The organism is Anabaena sp. 90, assembly GCF_000312705.1.
GTDB lineage: Bacteria > Cyanobacteriota > Cyanobacteriia > Cyanobacteriales > Nostocaceae > Dolichospermum > Dolichospermum lemmermannii.
Genome location: NC_019427.1, coordinates 641,667 through 660,538 on the forward strand (window position 1 = coordinate 641,667; position 18,872 = coordinate 660,538).

At 39.6% G+C, this 18,872-nt stretch carries 19 protein-coding genes and 1 pseudogene; 8 read left to right on the forward strand and 12 right to left on the reverse strand.

Going from position 1 to position 18,872, the window contains the following annotated elements; genetic code table 11:
* Positions 1 to 24: 24 nt before the first annotated feature.
* Positions 25 to 909: a ParA family protein gene (locus tag ANA_RS02955; protein ID WP_015078562.1), complete on the forward strand. Its 885-nt coding sequence runs from the start codon at positions 25 to 27 to the stop codon at positions 907 to 909.
* Positions 910 to 962: 53 nt separating this feature from the next.
* Here the strand turns inward: ANA_RS02955 and ANA_RS02960 are convergent, their stop codons facing one another.
* The 4 genes and pseudogenes from ANA_RS02960 to ANA_RS02975 form a co-directional block, all read right to left on the reverse strand.
* Complete coding sequence (locus tag ANA_RS02960) at positions 963 to 1,502, reverse strand: hypothetical protein (RefSeq protein ID WP_015078563.1); 540 nt, start codon at positions 1,500 to 1,502, stop codon at positions 963 to 965.
* Positions 1,499 to 1,780: a hypothetical protein gene (locus ANA_RS02965; protein ID WP_015078564.1), complete on the reverse strand. Its 282-nt coding sequence runs from the start codon at positions 1,778 to 1,780 to the stop codon at positions 1,499 to 1,501. The genes ANA_RS02960 and ANA_RS02965 overlap by 4 nt, the downstream gene beginning before the upstream one ends.
* Positions 1,780 to 2,517: a TIGR04255 family protein gene (locus ANA_RS02970; protein WP_015078565.1), complete on the reverse strand. Its 738-nt coding sequence runs from the start codon at positions 2,515 to 2,517 to the stop codon at positions 1,780 to 1,782. Before ANA_RS02970 ends, ANA_RS02965 begins: the two co-directional genes overlap by 1 nt.
* A 101-nt stretch (positions 2,518 to 2,618) precedes the next feature.
* A pseudogene (locus ANA_RS02975) lies at positions 2,619 to 2,944 on the reverse strand (glutaminase); the annotation flags it as partial.
* 766 nt (positions 2,945 to 3,710) lie between these two features.
* On the opposite strand from ANA_RS02975, the gene ANA_RS02980 reads away from it, so the two are divergent.
* The 3 genes from ANA_RS02980 (at position 3,711) to ANA_RS02990 (ending at position 7,582) form a co-directional block, all read left to right on the forward strand.
* Positions 3,711 to 4,826 (forward strand): septal ring lytic transglycosylase RlpA family protein, encoded by a 1,116-nt coding sequence (locus tag ANA_RS02980; protein WP_015078567.1) that lies wholly within the window; start codon positions 3,711 to 3,713, stop codon positions 4,824 to 4,826.
* Between the two features lie 148 nt (positions 4,827 to 4,974).
* Complete coding sequence (locus tag ANA_RS02985) at positions 4,975 to 6,594, forward strand: bifunctional pantoate--beta-alanine ligase/(d)CMP kinase (RefSeq protein ID WP_015078568.1); 1,620 nt, start codon at positions 4,975 to 4,977, stop codon at positions 6,592 to 6,594.
* A gap of 385 nt (positions 6,595 to 6,979) precedes the next feature.
* The gene (locus ANA_RS02990) at positions 6,980 to 7,582 is read left to right on the forward strand and encodes a superoxide dismutase (RefSeq protein ID WP_015078569.1); all 603 of its coding nucleotides are present in this window, start codon (positions 6,980 to 6,982) and stop codon (positions 7,580 to 7,582) included.
* Between the two features lie 108 nt (positions 7,583 to 7,690).
* On the opposite strand, the gene ANA_RS02995 is transcribed toward ANA_RS02990, so the two are convergent.
* The 6 genes from ANA_RS02995 to ANA_RS03015 all read right to left on the reverse strand — a co-directional run bounded on the left by ANA_RS02995 (position 7,691) and on the right by ANA_RS03015 (position 14,693).
* Positions 7,691 to 9,034, reverse strand: a complete 1,344-nt coding sequence (locus ANA_RS02995) for an O-antigen ligase family protein (RefSeq protein ID WP_015078570.1) — start codon at positions 9,032 to 9,034, stop codon at positions 7,691 to 7,693.
* Complete coding sequence (locus ANA_RS03000) at positions 9,016 to 9,858, reverse strand: YaaW family protein (protein ID WP_015078571.1); 843 nt, start codon at positions 9,856 to 9,858, stop codon at positions 9,016 to 9,018. The genes ANA_RS02995 and ANA_RS03000 overlap by 19 nt, the downstream gene beginning before the upstream one ends.
* 235 nt (positions 9,859 to 10,093) lie before the next feature.
* A complete protein-coding gene (locus ANA_RS03005; protein WP_015078572.1) occupies positions 10,094 to 11,341 on the reverse strand; it encodes a DUF4912 domain-containing protein in 1,248 nt (415 codons plus the stop codon).
* Positions 11,342 to 11,665: 324 nt separating this feature from the next.
* A complete protein-coding gene (locus ANA_RS24030; RefSeq protein ID WP_083881415.1) occupies positions 11,666 to 11,890 on the reverse strand; it encodes a hypothetical protein in 225 nt (74 codons plus the stop codon).
* Positions 11,848 to 14,133: an IMS domain-containing protein gene (locus ANA_RS03010; RefSeq protein WP_015078573.1), complete on the reverse strand. Its 2,286-nt coding sequence runs from the start codon at positions 14,131 to 14,133 to the stop codon at positions 11,848 to 11,850. Before ANA_RS03010 ends, ANA_RS24030 begins: the two co-directional genes overlap by 43 nt.
* A gap of 251 nt (positions 14,134 to 14,384) precedes the next feature.
* Entirely contained in the window at positions 14,385 to 14,693 is a 309-nt protein-coding gene (locus ANA_RS03015) for a DUF3067 family protein (RefSeq protein ID WP_015078574.1), read from the reverse strand.
* 36 nt (positions 14,694 to 14,729) lie between these two features.
* Here ANA_RS03015 and ANA_RS24035 point away from each other — a divergent pair, with 36 nt between their 5' ends.
* Both ANA_RS24035 and petC read left to right on the forward strand, forming a co-directional pair.
* Positions 14,730 to 15,236, forward strand: a complete 507-nt coding sequence (locus ANA_RS24035) for a hypothetical protein (protein WP_235081935.1) — start codon at positions 14,730 to 14,732, stop codon at positions 15,234 to 15,236.
* A gap of 224 nt (positions 15,237 to 15,460) precedes the next feature.
* Positions 15,461 to 16,000: a cytochrome b6-f complex iron-sulfur subunit gene (petC, locus tag ANA_RS03020; protein ID WP_015078576.1), complete on the forward strand. Its 540-nt coding sequence runs from the start codon at positions 15,461 to 15,463 to the stop codon at positions 15,998 to 16,000.
* Positions 16,001 to 16,021: 21 nt separating this feature from the next.
* Here the strand turns inward: petC and ANA_RS26815 are convergent, their stop codons facing one another.
* Positions 16,022 to 16,222 carry a hypothetical protein gene (locus ANA_RS26815; protein ID WP_162471188.1) on the reverse strand — a complete coding sequence of 67 codons (201 nt, stop codon included), beginning with the start codon at positions 16,220 to 16,222 and terminating at the stop codon, positions 16,022 to 16,024.
* On the opposite strand from ANA_RS26815, the gene petA reads away from it, so the two are divergent.
* Positions 16,125 to 17,126, forward strand: coding sequence for a cytochrome f (gene petA, locus ANA_RS03025; protein WP_015078577.1), 1,002 nt, complete (start codon positions 16,125 to 16,127; stop codon positions 17,124 to 17,126). The two genes, ANA_RS26815 and petA, sit on opposite strands and share 98 nt — an antisense overlap.
* 235 nt (positions 17,127 to 17,361) lie before the next feature.
* A complete protein-coding gene (locus ANA_RS03030) occupies positions 17,362 to 18,132 on the forward strand; it encodes a glucosamine-6-phosphate deaminase (protein WP_015078578.1) in 771 nt (256 codons plus the stop codon).
* Between the two features lie 42 nt (positions 18,133 to 18,174).
* Here the strand turns inward: ANA_RS03030 and ANA_RS03035 are convergent, their stop codons facing one another.
* Positions 18,175 to 18,870 (reverse strand): DevA family ABC transporter ATP-binding protein, encoded by a 696-nt coding sequence (locus ANA_RS03035; protein ID WP_015078579.1) that lies wholly within the window; start codon positions 18,868 to 18,870, stop codon positions 18,175 to 18,177.
* Positions 18,871 to 18,872 lie beyond the last annotated feature (2 nt).

Genomic DNA, 18,872 nt, shown 5'->3' on the forward strand with positions numbered 1-18,872 from the left:
GAAAGCGTCAGTAGGGGAATTAAAATGGGATATGTAATTGCAACCGCAAACATGAAAGGTGGAGTCGGTAAAACCACCATTACCGTGAATATAGCTACTTGTTTAGCCAAAAATCACGGAAAAAAGGTACTTGTCTTAGATTTAGATAGTCAAATTAGTGCCACGCTAAGTTTAATGTCACCAGTAGATTTTGCCAAACGTCGCAAACAAAGAAAGACATTTAGATATTTACTAGATCAAATTATCAACCCTGAACCAGAGGCAAAATTTACAATTGGGGACATCATTCAACCTCAACTTTGTAACCTGACAGGATTAAATTTATTACCGGGAGACATAGATTTATATGATGAATTTGTGGTTTCAGAAATGCTGCATAATCAATCAGTAGCATTAGGAGAACAGGATTTTGAAACCATCTGGAATCGCTTTGAAAGGGTCTTAATTAGAGATATTTTAGAACCTATCCGGGATGAATATGATTTTATTCTTTTAGATTGCGCTCCCGGTTATAATCTCTTGACTCGGAGTGCTTTAGCCACTAGTGATTTCTACATTCTTCCAGCTAGACCAGAACCCTTATCTGTAGTCGGAATTCAACTTTTAGAAAGACGTATTGCCCAATTAAAAGAAAGTCATGAACACGAAGCTAAAATAGATATTAAAATGTTGGGAATAGTCTTTAGTATGTCCAATGCTAATCTCCTGAATGGCAGATATTATAAACAGGTAATGCACCGAGTTATCGAAGATTTTGGAGTAGATAAAATCTGTAAAGCCCAAATACCAGTTGATGTTAATGTTGCCAAAGCTGTTGATAGTTTTATGCCAGTTTCCTTACTAAGTCCGAATACAGTCGGTTCTAAGGCATTTATGCAGTTAACTCAGGAATTGTTGCAGAAATTGTAAATTGAGAAATAAGGTATCTGACTTCGTTAAGAAGTCGGGTATCTGGGTATATTTTAAGAAAAAGGAGGTATTGAAGATGGTAAACCAACTCGCATAAATAATTTAGCAAATGCTTGAGAAAAATGTTCTAAATAAGGAGATTTTAACCGGCATCTAGAACCCAATTCTGTAGCGTGTTTTAAAATATATTCATAAGGTAAACTGTAAATTTGACGAAAATCCACAACTAACGCTTCCCTATTATTACCTGGATTTATGGGCGAAGCAAGTAGATGTAATCCCTCAATTCTACCTCTTAACACTTCATTCCATTTACCCTTTTTGGCAAATGCTGGATTGGCAATTTCATATTCAGATATTGAATAAATAGGACATAGTAAAACTTGACTAACTTTTTTATTATCTAAATCACAACTCTGAGTTAAAATAATTAAATCATATTCATTTACTTCTATTTCTATGTCCTGAGTTTCATAGTTTTTTCCAAAAGTTGTCGGATCAAATATTGGTAATGGCACAATACACCCAGGTAGGTAATCTCCTTGCCTGAGCGTCGCTTCATTTATCTGCACCCAAAAAGATTCTATCGTCATTCTTCTTCTAAAGGATATGGCATAGGTTTTCCACGCCCTTTAAATTTGGCACGCATAATTATACGTTCTGAGCGTTTTGGTAAAACAGGATTGTAATTTATTTCACTACTTATTTCAATAGATTCTAGATATTGCTTGATAAATATCAAATTACGCAAAATATCATCAATCTTGCGTCCTTCTGGACTTTGCAACTGTGAAGTTGCTTTTGTGTCTAACACTATTCGTCTTTGTGGGATAAGAGTCCCATTCGGACGTAGGGGGGTAATAGTAGCCATTAGTTAATCAACTCCCTTGTGCGTTCTGTAATACAAGCTTCAAAGGCTTGATTATTTTGTGTGTGCATTTGTTCTAGAAGTTCCCAAATTCCTAGTTCATTATTAGCAATATTCTGTTCCACAAATAAGTCTAAATCTAATAGTATAGAAACAACTTCTTCTGTAGGTGGTGTAACAATTGCTTGGTTAATAACTAGCATTGCTCCTAAATTATCCTGAGGAATTTGTAGCTGCATAAAATAGCCGCTTAGTCCTTGAGGTAAGTCACCAGAAACTTCAGGAAATGTCCTTAAATATTCTTGTAAATCACCAACAGGTAGAGGAATATCTAACCTATTAATATACCTAATTGCTAAACGAGTAATAGCTTGTGGATATGTCAATGATTGATATATACTCCACAATCGCTGGGCTTCATCTCGGAAGTTTTCCCAACAGTCGTAGGGCGCTAAACGACTGAAACTAAATCCATCCAATCGCATTTCTATAATATGCTTTTGGTCACTACTTAAGACTCTATAACCAATTTGAGATTGAGTGGCTGTGGGCTCTACAGTAGCAGCTACAATCATTTGTCCCTGCAAAATGAACACATCTTCGCACTTTGGGTACTCAGTTTGAATATTTGAGTACATTTGCCACAAAACATCGAGCTTAACTTTTGGCGACAGTTGAGCTTGGATGTTAATCACTGCTTCGGTGATTGGTGCGTGTGAATAGTGTTTTCTAGCTTCCATACTAGAACTATTGTAAACTGCCTTGTCAGTTGAAACAATACAAATTACACTACTTTACAATTTATATGGCTGTTTCTCAAGGCATTTTGTTTAAAAATAATTGCTATAGCCCCAGCATTTACCACCGGATGATCAGGACGCTTGGAATGTCCATCAAGGATAATGGCGTTAAATGCGCCTCCTGTCCATAAACAAAGACTTTGGCAATTAACTGAATAGTAAACAGTTGTTGAAAATCTCCAACTTCGTAAATTTGTCCGTTTGTGGTAACGCTACAAATCATCAATAAATCAGGATTTAATTTGGTAAGTTTGGGAATATAGTTGGCTACTACACCATCTTTCAGGGATTTATACTGGGAATGCAATTCTTTGAGCGTGTCTAAAAGTGCTGGTGGTAATATTTCTGGATTTTCTAGCTTAAAGATGGGGCTGATTGATTGATACAAAATTGATTGCTGGGGTTATTACGGTAAAAGCTACTATAAAGTAGTTTCTTATACCTAAAATGCTCATATATACGCGCTTACCACTCTTTTCATTGTCTCATTAATTATTTATCTCAGGATAAGAATAAATACTTACTGGAGATAAATCACTTTTATTGCTTGAGTAATTATTGTAATAATTAAAACTTATAAAGTTAAATACTTAATAGTATTTACTTATTTAGAATCTAGATAAAAAACTATCATCCTTGAGCGAAACAACCCAAGTATTTTGCAAATAAAATCTTTGTAGAGATTGGTTTTGCGCTAATTTTAGCTTCTAACAATCAAATTATTGAAAGTAAAATTTTATCTAAACGCAAATTGACTTGATCATTTTTCAATACTTAATAATTTACAACTACTGAGGATAAATGTTGGGGAGTAACCGTTGAATTATGTGATCAGCCAACATGAAGTTTCCCTAGGAAAATCTGGAAATTTCCCAAAAAAACGTTACATAGCCAAAATCCTGACTTGAACACGGTTTACAAGCTCAAACTCAACCGGAAATTTAAGCATTTCTTTCAGACTTCCGCTAAAACCCTGATCCCCAAGCCCAAAAATTCATGCTAATGTATTCGAGTTACAAAACGCAAAGTGAAAGCGGAACGGGTTCGAGTTTCCAAAGGGGATCACTATTCATCAAGTGAAAAACCCTAGCTAAATAAAACTTAAGTTCTATAGTCGCTTTAAAATCGGACGCATGAATCAAAGACATTTGTGGACTACAGTTGCCGTATTTCTAGCTGTTTTGGGTCTACCCTCAGTTGGTCGAACTCAAACCATTGCGGGAATTTCCCCAACTAGCCAAGCATCATCTGTGAATGATGCAGTCAAAGTAGGAGAGTACCAATCCCAGACAGAAAGCCCCATTTCCAATCCTGTGATTACCAGAATTCATCCTCACAGTATTCGCGGCTTACAAGCAGCAACTCTTTATATTCGGGATATTCCCGTTCTCACCTTTTTGGGTTCTAACCCAGTTACTAACAGCAAAACAAAAGTTGGAGTAATCGGCAATGGCGAGAATTTAAATTTTTACCCGCAGACTGCTACCAACTCCGCCAAAGTTACCAGTTTTAGCAATACTGGGAATGTAGTCAATTTTAACAAAAAAGTTAGATCCATTGACAATGATCCAGTTCAAAAAGCTAGTGTCATAGCCGCTAGAATCAATGAACTGATCGAAAAAAATGTAGACGCAAGTAAGATTACCGTCAGTTGGAAAACAGGAGATAACTCCACAATTAACAATAAAGCCCAAAAGCCAGGCTTCATCGTTCAACAACCGTCGGCAGATCGCTACACCATTACTATTGACGGTCAAGAACTGGTAGAAGTCAATAAAGTCACAATATTAGCAGATAGTACCAAAAATCTTGCCCAAGATGCCTTACAAGCAACTAATAGACTGCGGCGACTTATAGGTAACGCATCTCCTATTCAAGCAATTGCCAACTTACCAGTAGATAGATCAGTCTCCAGAGCCAGTCTACCGCAAAAGATTGCCTTTAGAAATATCAATCTCAGTTTTCAAGGGATAGCCTCTTGGTACGGATATGATGGCTCTGGCAATAAAACCGCCAGTGGTGAAAGATATAATCCCGAAGGATTAACTGCGGCTCACCGGAGTTTGCCCATGGGGACAAAAATCCGTGTCACTAACACCCGGAATGGTCGCTCTGTCGTCGTGCGAATCAATGACAGAGGTCCCTACATCCGGGGTCGAATTATTGACCTTTCCGCTGGTGCTGCCCGGCTATTAGGCATGATCGGCAGTGGCATTGCTCCAGTCAGTCTTGAGGTTTTAGGAAAATAACCCGTTTCCTCATTCCTACTCTCTTTTCGCTCTTCACTATTAAATTCCCCTGGTTCGTCCCTCCTATCCCCCAATTATCCTTTGCGCCACGCCGCGCTATCAGATATACACTAACGGGGGAAAGGATTATTGGAACTAGGGGTATTTTGTGCTTGTGCTGACAACAGTTGTAGCCTTACGCTGCTATTTAAATCGCCGTCGCTGGCCAAGCCATCTTAGGCTACCAGAGGATCTCGGACTTGATGAACAAACCAGTTGGTCTCCCACAGCAGTTGGTTTAGTGCCAACTATGGGGGGTTTACATCAAGGTCATTTAAGTTTAATTGAACGGGCTAAACAGGAAAATTCGACGGTGATTGTCAGTATTTTTGTCAATCCCCTGCAATTTGGACCAAATGAGGACTATCAACGCTATCCCCGCACTCTAGAGCAAGACCGACAATTTTGTGAACAGGCGGGAGTTGATGTGATTTTTGCCCCAACTCCGGAGGAAATTGGTGTCCCTGGGAAGAATATAGCAGCAACTCAGGTGACACAAGTGATCCCGCCATCTGATATGATATATAGTTTGTGTGGTAATTTTCGGCCGGGTCATTTTCAAGGTGTGGCAACGATTGTTACCAAGCTTTTTAATTTGGTACAACCTGACCGAGCTTACTTTGGACAAAAGGATGGTCAACAACTAGCAATTATTAAACGGTTAGTGGCTGATTTAAATTTGCCAGTAGAAATTGTTGCTTGTCCTACAGTGCGGGAATTGTCCGGCTTGGCTTTAAGTTCTCGTAATCAATATTTGACGGCTACAGAAAAAGAGCAAGCAACGGTGTTATTTAAAGGTTTACGGCAAGCTGAGGCGGCGTTTCGGGCTGGCGTTCGTGACAGTGGTGAACTCATAGCATTAACGCGGCAAGAAATCGCAAAAGTTAGCAATATCAGCTTGGAATATATTGAATTGGTTGAACCGAATACGTTGATGTTTTTAGAAAAAGTTGAGGATGAAGGAATGTTGGCGATCGCTGCTCGTCTTGGTTCTACACGGTTAATTGACAATACGATTTTGCGCGATGGCAACGACGGACTACGCCAACCAATCATTGCTATTGATGGTCCGGCTGGTGCTGGTAAATCTACCGTCGCTCGCCAAGTGGCACATCAGTTAGGTTTAGTCTATTTAGATACGGGCGCTATGTACCGGGCGATTACTTGGTTAGTGCTGGAACAGGGGATTGCCATTGATGATGATTGTGCTGTTGCTGAATTAGTTGCTGGGTGTAAAATTGAACTGACTCCCAGTCAAAGCCTGCAATCTCCCGTCAGAGTCCAGATTAATGATATTGATGTCACTCAGAAAATTCGCACAGTTGAAGTCACTTCTCAAGTATCAGCGATCGCTGCTCAAAGCACTGTGCGTCAAGCATTGGTTCAACAACAGCAAAGCTGGGGACAACGTGGCGGTTTAGTGGCGGAAGGTCGGGACATTGGCACTCATGTTTTCCCAGATGCGGAAATTAAAATCTTCTTAACCGCCTCTGTGGGTGAAAGAGCGCGTCGTCGTCAGCAAGACTTTCAAAAGCAAGACCAACCCGCAGTTAGTTTAGAACAACTAGAACGGGACATTGCTGAACGGGACTTGAAAGACAGCACTCGCAAGGTTTCCCCCTTGCAAAAAGCGGCTGATGCGATTGAATTACAAACTGATGGTTTAACAGCTTCTGAAGTAGCAGCACAAATTATTAGCCACTACAATCAACGGCTATCCCATTGGTAATTCGGGAATTTTTGAGTTGAAAATGGTGGTGAGTGCCGACGGACTCACCATTATTAGATTTTATTGCTTTGAACTACATCCTAAACTATTTGCAGATTGATTCATCTATCTTGAGATGGATATTAGTCTGAGTTAATCATTATATATTTTAGACTGGGCTTTTTTCTCACGCTTCAGGTGCAGAGGCAACAGAGGGAAGTTAGGAGTTTGGTCTAAATAGATGAAATTTGCTTTATTTATAAACTAATTGCTGGGAATTTTCAGTTTGGTAGTAGAATAATAATGTTAAGTTTTGTATAAAATTCCTGAATACGAAACCTGTAATTTGCCTAGCTCTGGCAATAGCTTTCAACTAGAAAACAGTAAAGAGAGGAGATCTCACACAATGGCATTTACCCAACTAGCTTTACCTTTTGCTTCTGATGCTTTAGAATCCTATGGCATGAAAGCGGAAACCTTTGAATATCACTATGGTAAGCATCATAAAGCTTATGTAGATAATTTGAATAAGCTTGTTGATGGTACAGAATTAGCTAATAAGTCTTTGGAAGAAGTAATTCAAATTGCTTTTGGTGACTCTGCTAAGGCTGGAATCTTCAACAATGCGGCTCAAGTTTGGAATCACTCTTTCTTCTGGAATTGCTTGAAACCAGCAGGTGGCGGCGCACCTACAGGCGCATTAGCAGCTAAAATTGAACAGGATTTTGGTAGCTTTGAGAAATTCAAAGAGGAATTTTCTACTGCTGCTGCAACTCAATTCGGTAGTGGTTGGGCTTGGTTGGTTGATGATGGTGGCACACTCAAGGTAATGAAAACCCCTAACGCCGAAAACCCCCTTGCACATGGTAAAAAAGCATTGCTTACCATTGATGTTTGGGAACACGCATATTACATTGACTTCAAAAATGCTCGTCCTGGATTCATCAAGAATTTCTTAGATAATTTGGTGAACTGGGATTTTGTCGCTGAAAATTTTGCAAAAGCTTAATGCTTAGATTTTAATGGGGAAAGGGGTAATTGATAATTGTTAATTACCCCTTTCCTCACAACTAATCCTCTTGTTAAGATTGCTTTACACATTTGGGTTTTCCCCAGTCTACCTACTTGTTTGACGTGATTGATATTCATACATAACTCCGCACAATGCAGCAACAAAAACCCAAGAGAGAGTATTCAACCGAATATCAAATGTGGTAACATCAACGGTATTAAATAATATCCACCCTATAAAAGTAATTAGATAACTAAAGAAGATTAGGCGATTTTCTGCTTCTATAGATGCAGAGATCCCCGATTTCTTTAAGAAGTCGGGGATCTTATTCTTATTGTTAAATAAAATTTGACTAGCTGCAATTAATATCCAAGCCAGCAAACCACAAAATAGCAAAGTAGTAATTAACCCAGTTTCCGCAGACAGCATTAAAAATAGGTTATGAGGATGGTTGACATCAATTTGCATTTGGGTTTTATAAAGTCCACTAAAACTGCGTAAACCTGAACCAGTTAAAGGATGTTGCTGAGTTAAATTCCAGGCAAATTCCCATTGGGTTTTCCGCATTAATTCCAGCGGTCTATCAGGAAACATATCATCATTTAACCGCGCCCAAATGCCGTAGGGAACAAAAAGGCGGAAAAATTGGGCAATAGGTGAAGGTGCAAAAGCTGCCAAGAAAAAACAACTTGTAATACTGACAACAGCAGCAACAATTAATCGCCAACCTTGATATAAAGCATAAACTAAACAGGCAAAAATAGTTATTCCCCAACCATTGCGAGAATTGGTTAATATCAAGGCGATAAAATTAGCAAATACCGTAATTGTTAAGAAGATAATCAGGCGATTTTTTTGCTTGAGTTTGTGATAGTTTTCCAGCAATAAACCTAAACCCAAAATAAAGATAGTTACTAAGTATGCGGCTAAGGTATTTGGGTGCATGAAGTTAGAAGCCATGCGTCCGGATAATGATTTTTCTGGTGCAACTATCCAATCAAAGACAATCCATAAAACCTGAAATCGGAAATTCCAACCGAGAAATAATTGCCCAAAACCGATGATTAAAACAGGTACAGAACCAAACACCATGATCCAAGAAATTTGTCGTAATTGGTTGGGTGTTTGCATCAGGGAAGTTAGTCCTGTAAAAAAGAAAAAGAAGGGGATGAAGTTGAATAAACCTAAAAAGGCATCTAATTTATGATAGGCAAATCCGGTAGTAATGAGTAGTAAGATACTCAAAAGAGCAAATCCCTTGTGAATTGGCCGATTGCTAATAAGCCGCGATTGTTTTCGCCAAGTTAACAATGATGCCACGACGATAGAAATACCGCCCAAAAATGGACTCAGGGGGCAAGATAATAGTCCAAATTGCAACCAATTCCAAGGGGTTTGCAAGCGGGAATTTGGATGATAAAAAGTTTTATTTATGCTATTTCCCAACATTCTGTACGGGTAAGACGAATTTGCGCGAGGGTGAAGACACAAGGAATAATTCTGCCATAGTTTGTGGCGATCGCTCTCCAACCTAAATCAGCAAAAAACCAAGCCCACATGACTGGACCGACCAAAGCAAACGCACTGCGAACCGCACCATAACGGGCTGCACTCATAGTCATACCTCGACGGGACATTTGTAAAGCTACATAGTTTTGAAACTGTTTGGTTGCTAATCCTGTACCTGTAATTGTGGCTTCTTTCGCTACCTGATAAGTAGCTAAATGAATAGCAAATTGACGGGCGATTTGTTGGAGAACAAAAGGTTGGATTACAGACGTTACAGCCAAGGCACTACCACCTTTAAATATTAATCCTAAAGGATCACGTTGCAATGATAATGGTAATGGTTGTTTAAGTTTTGATTGTGCTAATTGATGTTGAACATTAATAGTTAGTTGTTGTTTTTCCTGTTTTGGTAGTTTTTTCCAAACCTTTCCTAAGAGATGCAAAAATACTTCTGCTTCTAAATCAATTGTTGTTAGATCTTGATAATAGTGAATTTTCAAATATTTGCATACTTGAATTAGGGCTTGTCTGTAAGTTACTTGATCAGTACGTCCCCGTAATACTGTCATCCCGTCAGCAGCTAAAAAACGAAAGCGATTTTCTATTGTATCTAACCAAGTTTGACGATCTTGGCTTTGTACTGCAATGGGTTCGGGTGTGTGAACATAATCTAAGGGGTTAAACTTGCGACTAAACAGAATTGCTGTTAAGTCCTGTAGTTCCTCTTCTGTAGCTAGTTCCAATACCGCCCTGAGTTCTTCCAATTTCCCTTCCTCTCTTCGGTGCAGCTTATCTGTCCCCTATTCTACTATCTTATAAATCAAATCTTCCATATTTATTCTTAATTTATATTTTTCTTCCAGTCATTAACAATTGTGACAGTTGAGGTCGGAATGTGAGCTAAAGTTGTTTATTTTTTTCAGTAAAAAACCCGCTATAGGAATACTATAGCGGGTAAAATTAACAATTACAGTTATGGTTAATTTTCAGATACAAATATTATGCCAGCCATTCCAGAACAGCTTCATCTTTAGTATTAGTATGACGAGAAGGTGTTTCCCGCTCAAATTTCATGTGAATAGAACGGGTTTGTTCACCATCAGCCGCAACAGCTAAAATTGGATAGTCAATTAAACCATCTTGGAAGGACATTTGGAAGCGGAATGTACCATCGGAATTGAGTTTAATTGGACGACCACCAATGGTAACATTTGCATCAGGTTCAGTTGCACCGTAAACAATCAATTCAGCGTCAGCAACTAACCAGAATTTGCGAGGACGTGCAGGAACAGCAGAAGCGGAGAAACCGGACATTCCCACACCGGACATGGTTAAACCAGATACGGTAGGAACAGCCCACATACCCACACCAGATGGGAAAACGTAGGAACTGAGAGCTTGTTCGGGAGCAGCAGAACCGGGGACGTGCTGCATAGAACCGAAGATAGAACCTGCTACCCGTTGAGCTTCAGCGGATTCTGCTAGACCAAAGATTTGTTCGTAAATGGGATTTCCACCACCCGCAGTCGCAGCAGCAGCAGTTGCTAATTTCTTAGATGGGGGAACTAGTTCGTAGAAAGTCTTAGCACGCAGGTCTTCTTCAAAGTCTACGGTGATGAAGACATCTTCAATCCAATCGGAAGGATAGACGGGGGGAATATGTACTCTCGCCGAACGTGCTAATACTAACCAACCACCATCAGCGGTGCGATAACCAACATCTATCACATAATCGCGATCGCTCACGGGAATTGGCAAATACCATTCTCTCGCTAGTTCATCAGCAGGGTATTCTTGAATACTGTGGGGACTTTGATAATCTAGATCAACATCAGTGACATCATAAATCCGCAAAGCTAGGGTTTGTCCACCTTGACGACGCAGTGCTTCTTTATGGTCGTTAGGAATATCCCAGTAAGTGTAAGCCCATTGAGGATCACGAGGTAACAGAACAATCCGACTGTCACCATAACCAGCTGGTAAATCTGCTAGTGCTTCATCAACATCAGCGAGAGAACCACCAGTCCGATCTTCTTGACCTAACTCAAATTTTGCTGCTTCCACGGTTTCTTGTGCCTCCAGATTAGGGGATGAACTGAGCGAGAACTTACTATGCTGAACTTCTTCAATTGATGCTAATAACTGCGATTTCCGCATTCTGCTATAGCGAGATATACAGAATTCACTGGCAACTTTGCGTAATTGCCGTAGGGTCATCTCTTCTAGCGGTGGCCGTTCTTTTGCCATTGATTTGGACTCCAGTAGTTTACAAGGTAAATTATTTTTTCCGGGTTAAAAAAATTTTGATGAAATATCATCTACCCAGATTTTTTTATTCCTGACTCCTGGTTTGTCTCCAGTTTTAAATTTGTTTACTGTTTGTTTTTTATTAAGATACCAACTCATCGAAATTCCTAGTTATGCCGTTGTTTTGCATTTCTTTGGGATTGCCAAAAGTTGTTAAGTAAATATTAACCAGTAAAACTATCTAGGGATCAAGGGGTCTAAAGATAGGTTTTACTATATTTCACGTAGTTATCAGCCTTGCGGGGATCAGTTTGTCATGGAATCTTAATATAGTGATCTCAGATAGAGGATTACTGTCAAGGTTTGATGACATTGAGGGCAGGGAACATGGAAAAGAGTAGATTTAACAACGAACAACTGTACGGGCGAAGCATTTGGAGAACTATTTTTGGCAATGACCGATAATTTATCTTCCAAATGCTTCGCCCCTACTAACAACTGACCAATTACAAAAAATTCTGAATTACTGACATTCGCTGAATCAGCCATTTACCTTCTTTGCGAACCAAATCATAGCGAACGCGCAAGTTTTCATTAGAAGACTTTTTCTGCTGACTATTCTGATAGAACTGGGTAACTTCTTGTACCTTAGCGTCTACAGATACATAATCTTTATCTGTACCTTTTTTAGAAACAGCTACTATTTCTACATTATGTTTATATTGGCGATAGCGTTTCTCTTCTTGTTCTTGCTGGGCTACTGACTGCCATTGTGATAAAACTGCACCTGTTAAAATTTCCTTTAAACCATCAATGTCATGTTTTTGCCCTAAAGCTGAGGTTTTGACTGATAACCAAGTTTCAATTACTTCTTTTGCTGTCTCCTTGGTCAGTTCTTCGGTGCTTGATTCAGGTTCGCTGTTGGGGTCAGGAATGGTGATTGGTGGTTGATTTAGTTGTATTGCTAACTGTTCTCCCTGGAATGATGCACTGGGAAAGAAGATATTTTTGACCAAGCCAAAAGTTGTTGATACTAATAACGAAAAAATTAATACTCCTCCCAATGAGAAGAAAACTAGCCAAACTAAGCGTGTTTTTGGATCTAGACTACTGAGAAAATTAGTTTGAGACTGGATGAATCGCTGGGAAAGGTTATTAGCAGTAGGTTTACGTCTTCTGCGTTTGGGGGGTTGGTGGTTTGTTGCTGTGGTCGGAGTACCATTGGTTTGATGTGGTATTAGGTTCGGGGTTGCTGCTGTTGAGGGTATTTGTGATGTTTGATTTCCCGCATTTGCATTTGTTGGTGGATGATTCCATCTCGGTATGGAAACTTGGGTAGATTCAGGTTGAGGTCGAGGCTGGGTTTGTGGTAACTCAGGATTGACGGGTTGATGATGTTGCGGTGTTTGTGTGGTGTTATTAGTATGGTAACGAGAATTATTAATATCTGGTTGGGGAAAGGATTGATGATTAATTACTGACCATTCATTAGTAATTTGGGCATCGGTAGGTAAAGATTCTAGATAAGCTTGTACTTGTCTATCGGCAAAGTAATCTTTTAAAGAGGCTTGCTGTTTTGCTAAATCCCGAAAATGGGGAAATACTTCTTGCTGTAACCATTGTTCACTATATAAACATAGTCCTGGTAATAGGTCTGGTGAGTCTTGGGATTTTTCCCGAATAAAAGCTAAGGCTTCATATTCTTGACTTAGTTCTAAAACACGGGTGGCTTCTTCGGTTTGTCCCATTAGCAAAGCACAAAGCGATTGTTCTAAATGCACGTCTTGGCGTTTGCCTAATTGCATTAACATTTGCTTGGCTTGGCGAATTAATGCTGGTTGGCGTTGGGCAAAACCTCTGGCGATTAGGGAGTATACTGCTAAATATGTGGCCACGGCTGAGGGGCGTTTACTTTCTAATTCAAAGAGTTTATGCTGTTCTGCGACTGTTAAATAATGGCGAATTTGTTGGATAAATCGTAAAAAGTCATCTATATTTAATCCTGATTGATCATTGCCTGTACCATCAATACCGCCACGATCTTCTAAGATACTTTGTAATAATTCTAATCCTTGCCGACGTTTGGGAATTTGTGTTTGTGGTAGTGCTAATAGTTCCAAGATGCGGTAGGGACGCAGTTTGTAAAGATCAGCGGTCATTTCAGCGCGGACGCTGGGAAATAAGCCTTCTCGTGCTAATAATTCTTCACCTGTTTCTAAGGATACGGCGGCATTTTCATAGTGACCTTGTTGCCATTCTTCCCGTCCTAGTTCTAGGCAAGCTAGGGAGACGGTGAGGATAATATCTGGTAAGTCAGGGTTTTCGGGAATTTCTATTTGGGTAGCACGATGACCTGTTTTCAGACTAACTGAACTAGGTTTATTAACTAGGTACGGGCGACCAAGTTTTAATACTAATTCATATTCTCCTAGTTCTTGGAGGATTAACAAAGAGCCAACTAATCGCTCTGGGGTGATTTCAATGCTGAGACTTTGAGCATCTTGATCTTTGGAGTTATTATCTGTTAGGGTTTGTTGTGGAACTTGATCAGCAGTTTTGTTAGGAGTATAAACGTGAGCTAGATAAAGCTGATCGTAGGCTTTGCGCTCGTCGGTATCTAATAAAACCATATAAGCTTCTTCAATCAGCTTCTTGCGAGAAGATATAGATGTAGTCGAATATTCCCGTCGGGGCAATTGGACAATGCGATCGCTGTATGCCTGTCGCAATTGTTCCTCATTGGCCGCCAACGGTAATCCTAGAATTCGGTAATAATCAAGCGGAATTCGCACAGCTTACGTCCCCTGCACTGTGTTCTCGTAGCATCTCGTAAAAATTAACATAATTTACCCAGAGCGTTCCAGGCTTCTAAAACCGTCCCATAATCATAGCTTGATTAATACCGTGTTGACCTAGTACAATAAGTGTAGATAGTAACAGATATATTAGTCATTTCCGTTAATTTTTTTATATCTTCAGTTTAAGGTTATGGAGTTGGGAGTCAGGAGTTAGGAGTAACACCTTATTACCTATTGCCTAATTTTTAAACGATCCATTCTGAAGCGCGTTCACCTAAGTCCAGGGGGATACTAACTGCTTTACCAAGACGGGGACGCTCTTTGGTTTCTAGAATGAAAGTTTGTACTTGTTGTATTCCTCCCAAGGCATTGAGATAATTAGCAATGCTGTCAAGATGATCTTGGTAATCTGTTTCGCTTAAAGGGAAAGAGGCTTGTCCAAAGTATTTCCACATGATTTGTAGAAATATTTTGCCCTGAGTGCGGCGAAACTGGACATCATAAGGTTGTCCCCATTTATCAATCAACAGTTGGCGTAATTCCTTTCCGGTCATAGTAATTTTGGTCTGTTGTCCGTTGTCAGTTGTCAGTTGTTAGTAGGGGCGAAGCATTTGGAAGATAAATTATCGGTCATTGCCAAAAATAGTTCTCCAAATGCTTCGCCCGTACAGTTGTCCGTTGTCCGTTGTCCGTTGTCCGTTGTCAGTTGTCAGTTGTTAGTAGGGGCGAAGCATTTGGAAGATAAATTATCGGTCATTGCCAAAAATAGTTCTCCAAATGCTTCGCCCGTACAGTTGTCCGTTGTCCGTTGTCCGTTGTCCGTTGTTCGTTGTCTGTTGTTAGTAGGGGCGAAGCATTTGGAAGATAAATTATCGGTCATTGCCAAAAATAGTTCTCCAAATGCTTCGCCCGTACAGTTGTTCGTTGTTCGTTGTCCGTTGTCAGTTGTTCGTTGTCCGTTGTCAGTAGGGGCGAAGCATTTGGAAGATAAATTATCGGTCATTGCCAAAAATAGTTCTCCAAATGCTTCGCCCGTACCGTTGTCCGTTGTTAAGAAGTTTCCTTCTGTTCCCTGTTCCCTATTCCCTATTCCCTGAGCTTATCTAGATTTTACATTTAGTTATGATATTAAGTTCCGTGACTCCAGTATGATAAGGATATAAAGAAATGTAATGCTAACAGATAAAGATGCTCACTATGTCTTGCAACTGAGAATTAGGGTATCGCTGTGAGCGTTATGATTTCGATTCAGATAAGAGTGGCTCTTGTGCTGGTACTCTTGTCAAAATGATTAATAAATTACACAAACAGCGCGGAGATTATGGCTCAATTTTCTGAATCAGCAGATGTTCCCGATATGGGTCGTCGTCAGTTTATGAACCTACTCACTTTTGGGACTGTTACCGGAGTGGCGTTGGGTGCATTGTACCCTGTTGTTAGCTACTTTATTCCTCCTTCTAGCGGTGGTGCTGGTGGCGGTACAGTAGCCAAGAATGAATTGGGTAATGATGTTAGTGTTAGTCAATTTCTAGACAGCCATAATGTGGGCGGTCGCAGTTTGGTACAAGGACTCAAGGGAGATCCTACCTATATTGTAGTGGAAAGTAAAGAAGCGATCGCTGACTACGGGATTAATGCTATTTGTACCCACTTAGGTTGTGTTGTCCCTTGGAATGTGGCTGAAAATAAGTTTAAATGCCCTTGTCATGGTTCACAATATGACGCTACTGGTAAAGTAATTCGCGGTCCTGCACCAAAATCCTTGCCTCTAGCCCATGCCAAAGTGGCAGACGACAAAATTCTGTTAACACCTTGGACAGAAACCGATTTCCGCACTGGGGATGCCGCTTGGTGGGCTTAAATAGTGCAAAAGTTATTAGTCTCAAGTCAACAATCTAGGGCTTTTAATCAACTCTTGACTACTGACTACTGACCAATGACAACTGACAACTGACAACTGACCACTGACAAATGACTTTATAGAGATGAGAAATGCCCTTACACCTGCGAGGTTAACTCGCACTGCTAAAGCAATGGTTAATACATTGCTTATAGCGATCGCTACTGTGACTTTTTTCTTCACTAGCGATATAGCCGTCCCACAAACTGCTGCTGCCTATCCTTTCTGGGCGCAAGAAACCGCTCCTGCAACCCCCCGCGAAGCAACGGGTCGAATTGTTTGCGCTAACTGTCACCTAGCAGCTAAACCCACAGAAGTGGAAATTCCCCAATCTGTGCTTCCTGACACTGTATTTAAAGCCGTTGTCAAGATTCCCTACGATGCCACTGTGCAACAAGTGGGTGCTGATGGTTCTAAGGTGGGCTTAAATGTTGGTGCTGTACTAATGTTGCCTCAAGGCTTCAAGATTGCCCCAGAAGATCGCATTTCTGAAGAACTCAAGGCAGAAGTGGGTGATATGACATTCACTCCTTACAACGACAGTACAGATAATGTTGTCATTGTTGGTCCATTACCTGGTGAAGAATATCAAGAAATTGTCTTCCCTATTCTTTCTCCTAACCCCGCTACAGACAAAAATATCCACTTTGGCAAATACTCTGTTCATGTAGGCGGTAATCGTGGCCGTGGACAAGTTTACCCCACAGGTGAAAAGAGCAATAATAACGCATTCAACGCTTCTGCTGCCGGTACAATTAGCAAAATTGCTAAAACAGAAGATGAGGACGGTAACGTTAAGAATCTGATTAGTATCACAACTGCAACTGGTGATGTTGTTACAGATACAGTTCCTGCTGGTCCTGAACTAATTGTGACTCAAGGACAAGTAGTTACAATTGGTGATGCTTTGACTAACAACCCCAATGTTGGTGGTTTTGGTCAAAAAGATGCAGAAATTGTGTTGCAAGATTCTTCTAGAGTTGCATGGTTGGTTGCTTTTATCTGTTTGGTGATGTTGGCACAAGTAATGCTAGTTCTCAAGAAGAAACAAGTAGAAAAAGTTCAAGCTGCGGAAATGAATTTCTAAATCATAACTATGATTTGTGTGATTGATTTGATTGATTACAACAATCAGGGTTCAAGCTGCGGAAATGAATTTCTAAATCATAACTATGATTTGTGTGATTGATTTGATTGAGATGATTGATTACAACAATCAGGGTTGAGGATACTGACAAATTCTTTGCTAAATCATCAGCTATTTGACAGGCTTTTTGCCTGTCTTTTTTTATAATTGATAATTAGTAATTGGGAGTAAACAAATGATAGAACCTAGCAAATCTTTTTATGTTGATCATCTATTGGTAGAGGTTTATGCTTCTGAAATGGAAATGTCAGAAAGTGTGGCTAAAATCACACATCAATATTTACAAAATCTGCTTGATAAACAGGATACAGTTGCGATTTTATTAGCTACGGGAAATTCCCAAATTCGATTTTTGGAGGCTTTAATTGCTTTAGAGGGAATAGATTGGTCACGGATAATTTTATTTCATTTAGATGAATATTTGGGAATTACATCCGATCATCCTGCTAGTTTTCGGCGTTATTTGCGGGAACGGGTCGAAGAAAAGGTGTGTCCCCAACAATTTTATTATATAGCAGGGGATACATTACAACCAATAGCTGAGTGCGATCGCTATACTCGACTCTTAGAAAATCAACCTATTGACCTATGTTTTTTAGGTATTGGGGAAAATGGACATTTAGCATTTAATGATCCAGTGGTGGCAGATTTTCAAGATCCTGCTAAAGTTAAACTTGTCAAACTGGATCATGTTAACCGTCAACAACAAGTAAATACAGCATATTTTGCCAATTTAGCAGATGTTCCTCAATACGCATTTACTGTGACTATTCCCATGATTTGTCATGCTAAAAAAATAATTTGTTTAGCACCAGCAACCAGAAAAGCCCAAGTAGTTAAAACTCTGTTAACAGGAAATATTACTACTAATTGTCCAGCTTCTATTTTACGTCAACAACCCCAAGCTACTTTATTTTTAGATGTTAATTCTGCTAGTTTACTATAACTAGATCCCCGACTTCTTTAAGAAGTTGGGAATCTAAATAAATCAATCATGTTGGATTAAATAACCATCTTCCATATTAATGATTCTGTCAGCAATATCTAAAATTCGGTTATCGTGGGTAACAATTAAAATGGTGCAATCTTGTTCTTTTGCTAATTGCTGCATTAAATTAACCACATCTCTTCCTGATTTACTATCTAAAGCCGCCGTAGGTTCATCAGCTAAGACTAACTTAGGATGACTCACCAAAGCCCGCGCAATGGCTACTCGTTGCTTTTGTCCCCCGGAAAGATCGGAGGGGTAATAATTAATTCTATCTCCCAATTTCACAGCCTGGAGCATTGTTTCTGATTGGATATAAGATTCCCATTGAGAAATATTGCGTTGTAATTCCAAAGACATTTGCACATTTTGCATAGCTGTGAGGAAATCTAGTAAATTATGAGCTTGAAAAATATAGCCAATTTGTCGCCGTACCTGGACTAATTCTTCATTACTAGCACCTAATAATTCCTGTCCATTAAATTTTAAACTTCCCTCTTGGACAGAACGCAAACCACCAATTAATGTTAATAAAGTAGTTTTTCCTGAACCAGATGGTCCAGTCATAATCACAATTTCTCCAGCTTTGATAGTTAAATTAATATCAAACAAAGTTTGAGTTCGTAATTTACTATGACCAAAGTAATGATTAAGATTTGTGATTTTCAAAATATTGGCATCAGGTAAATATTGCATGA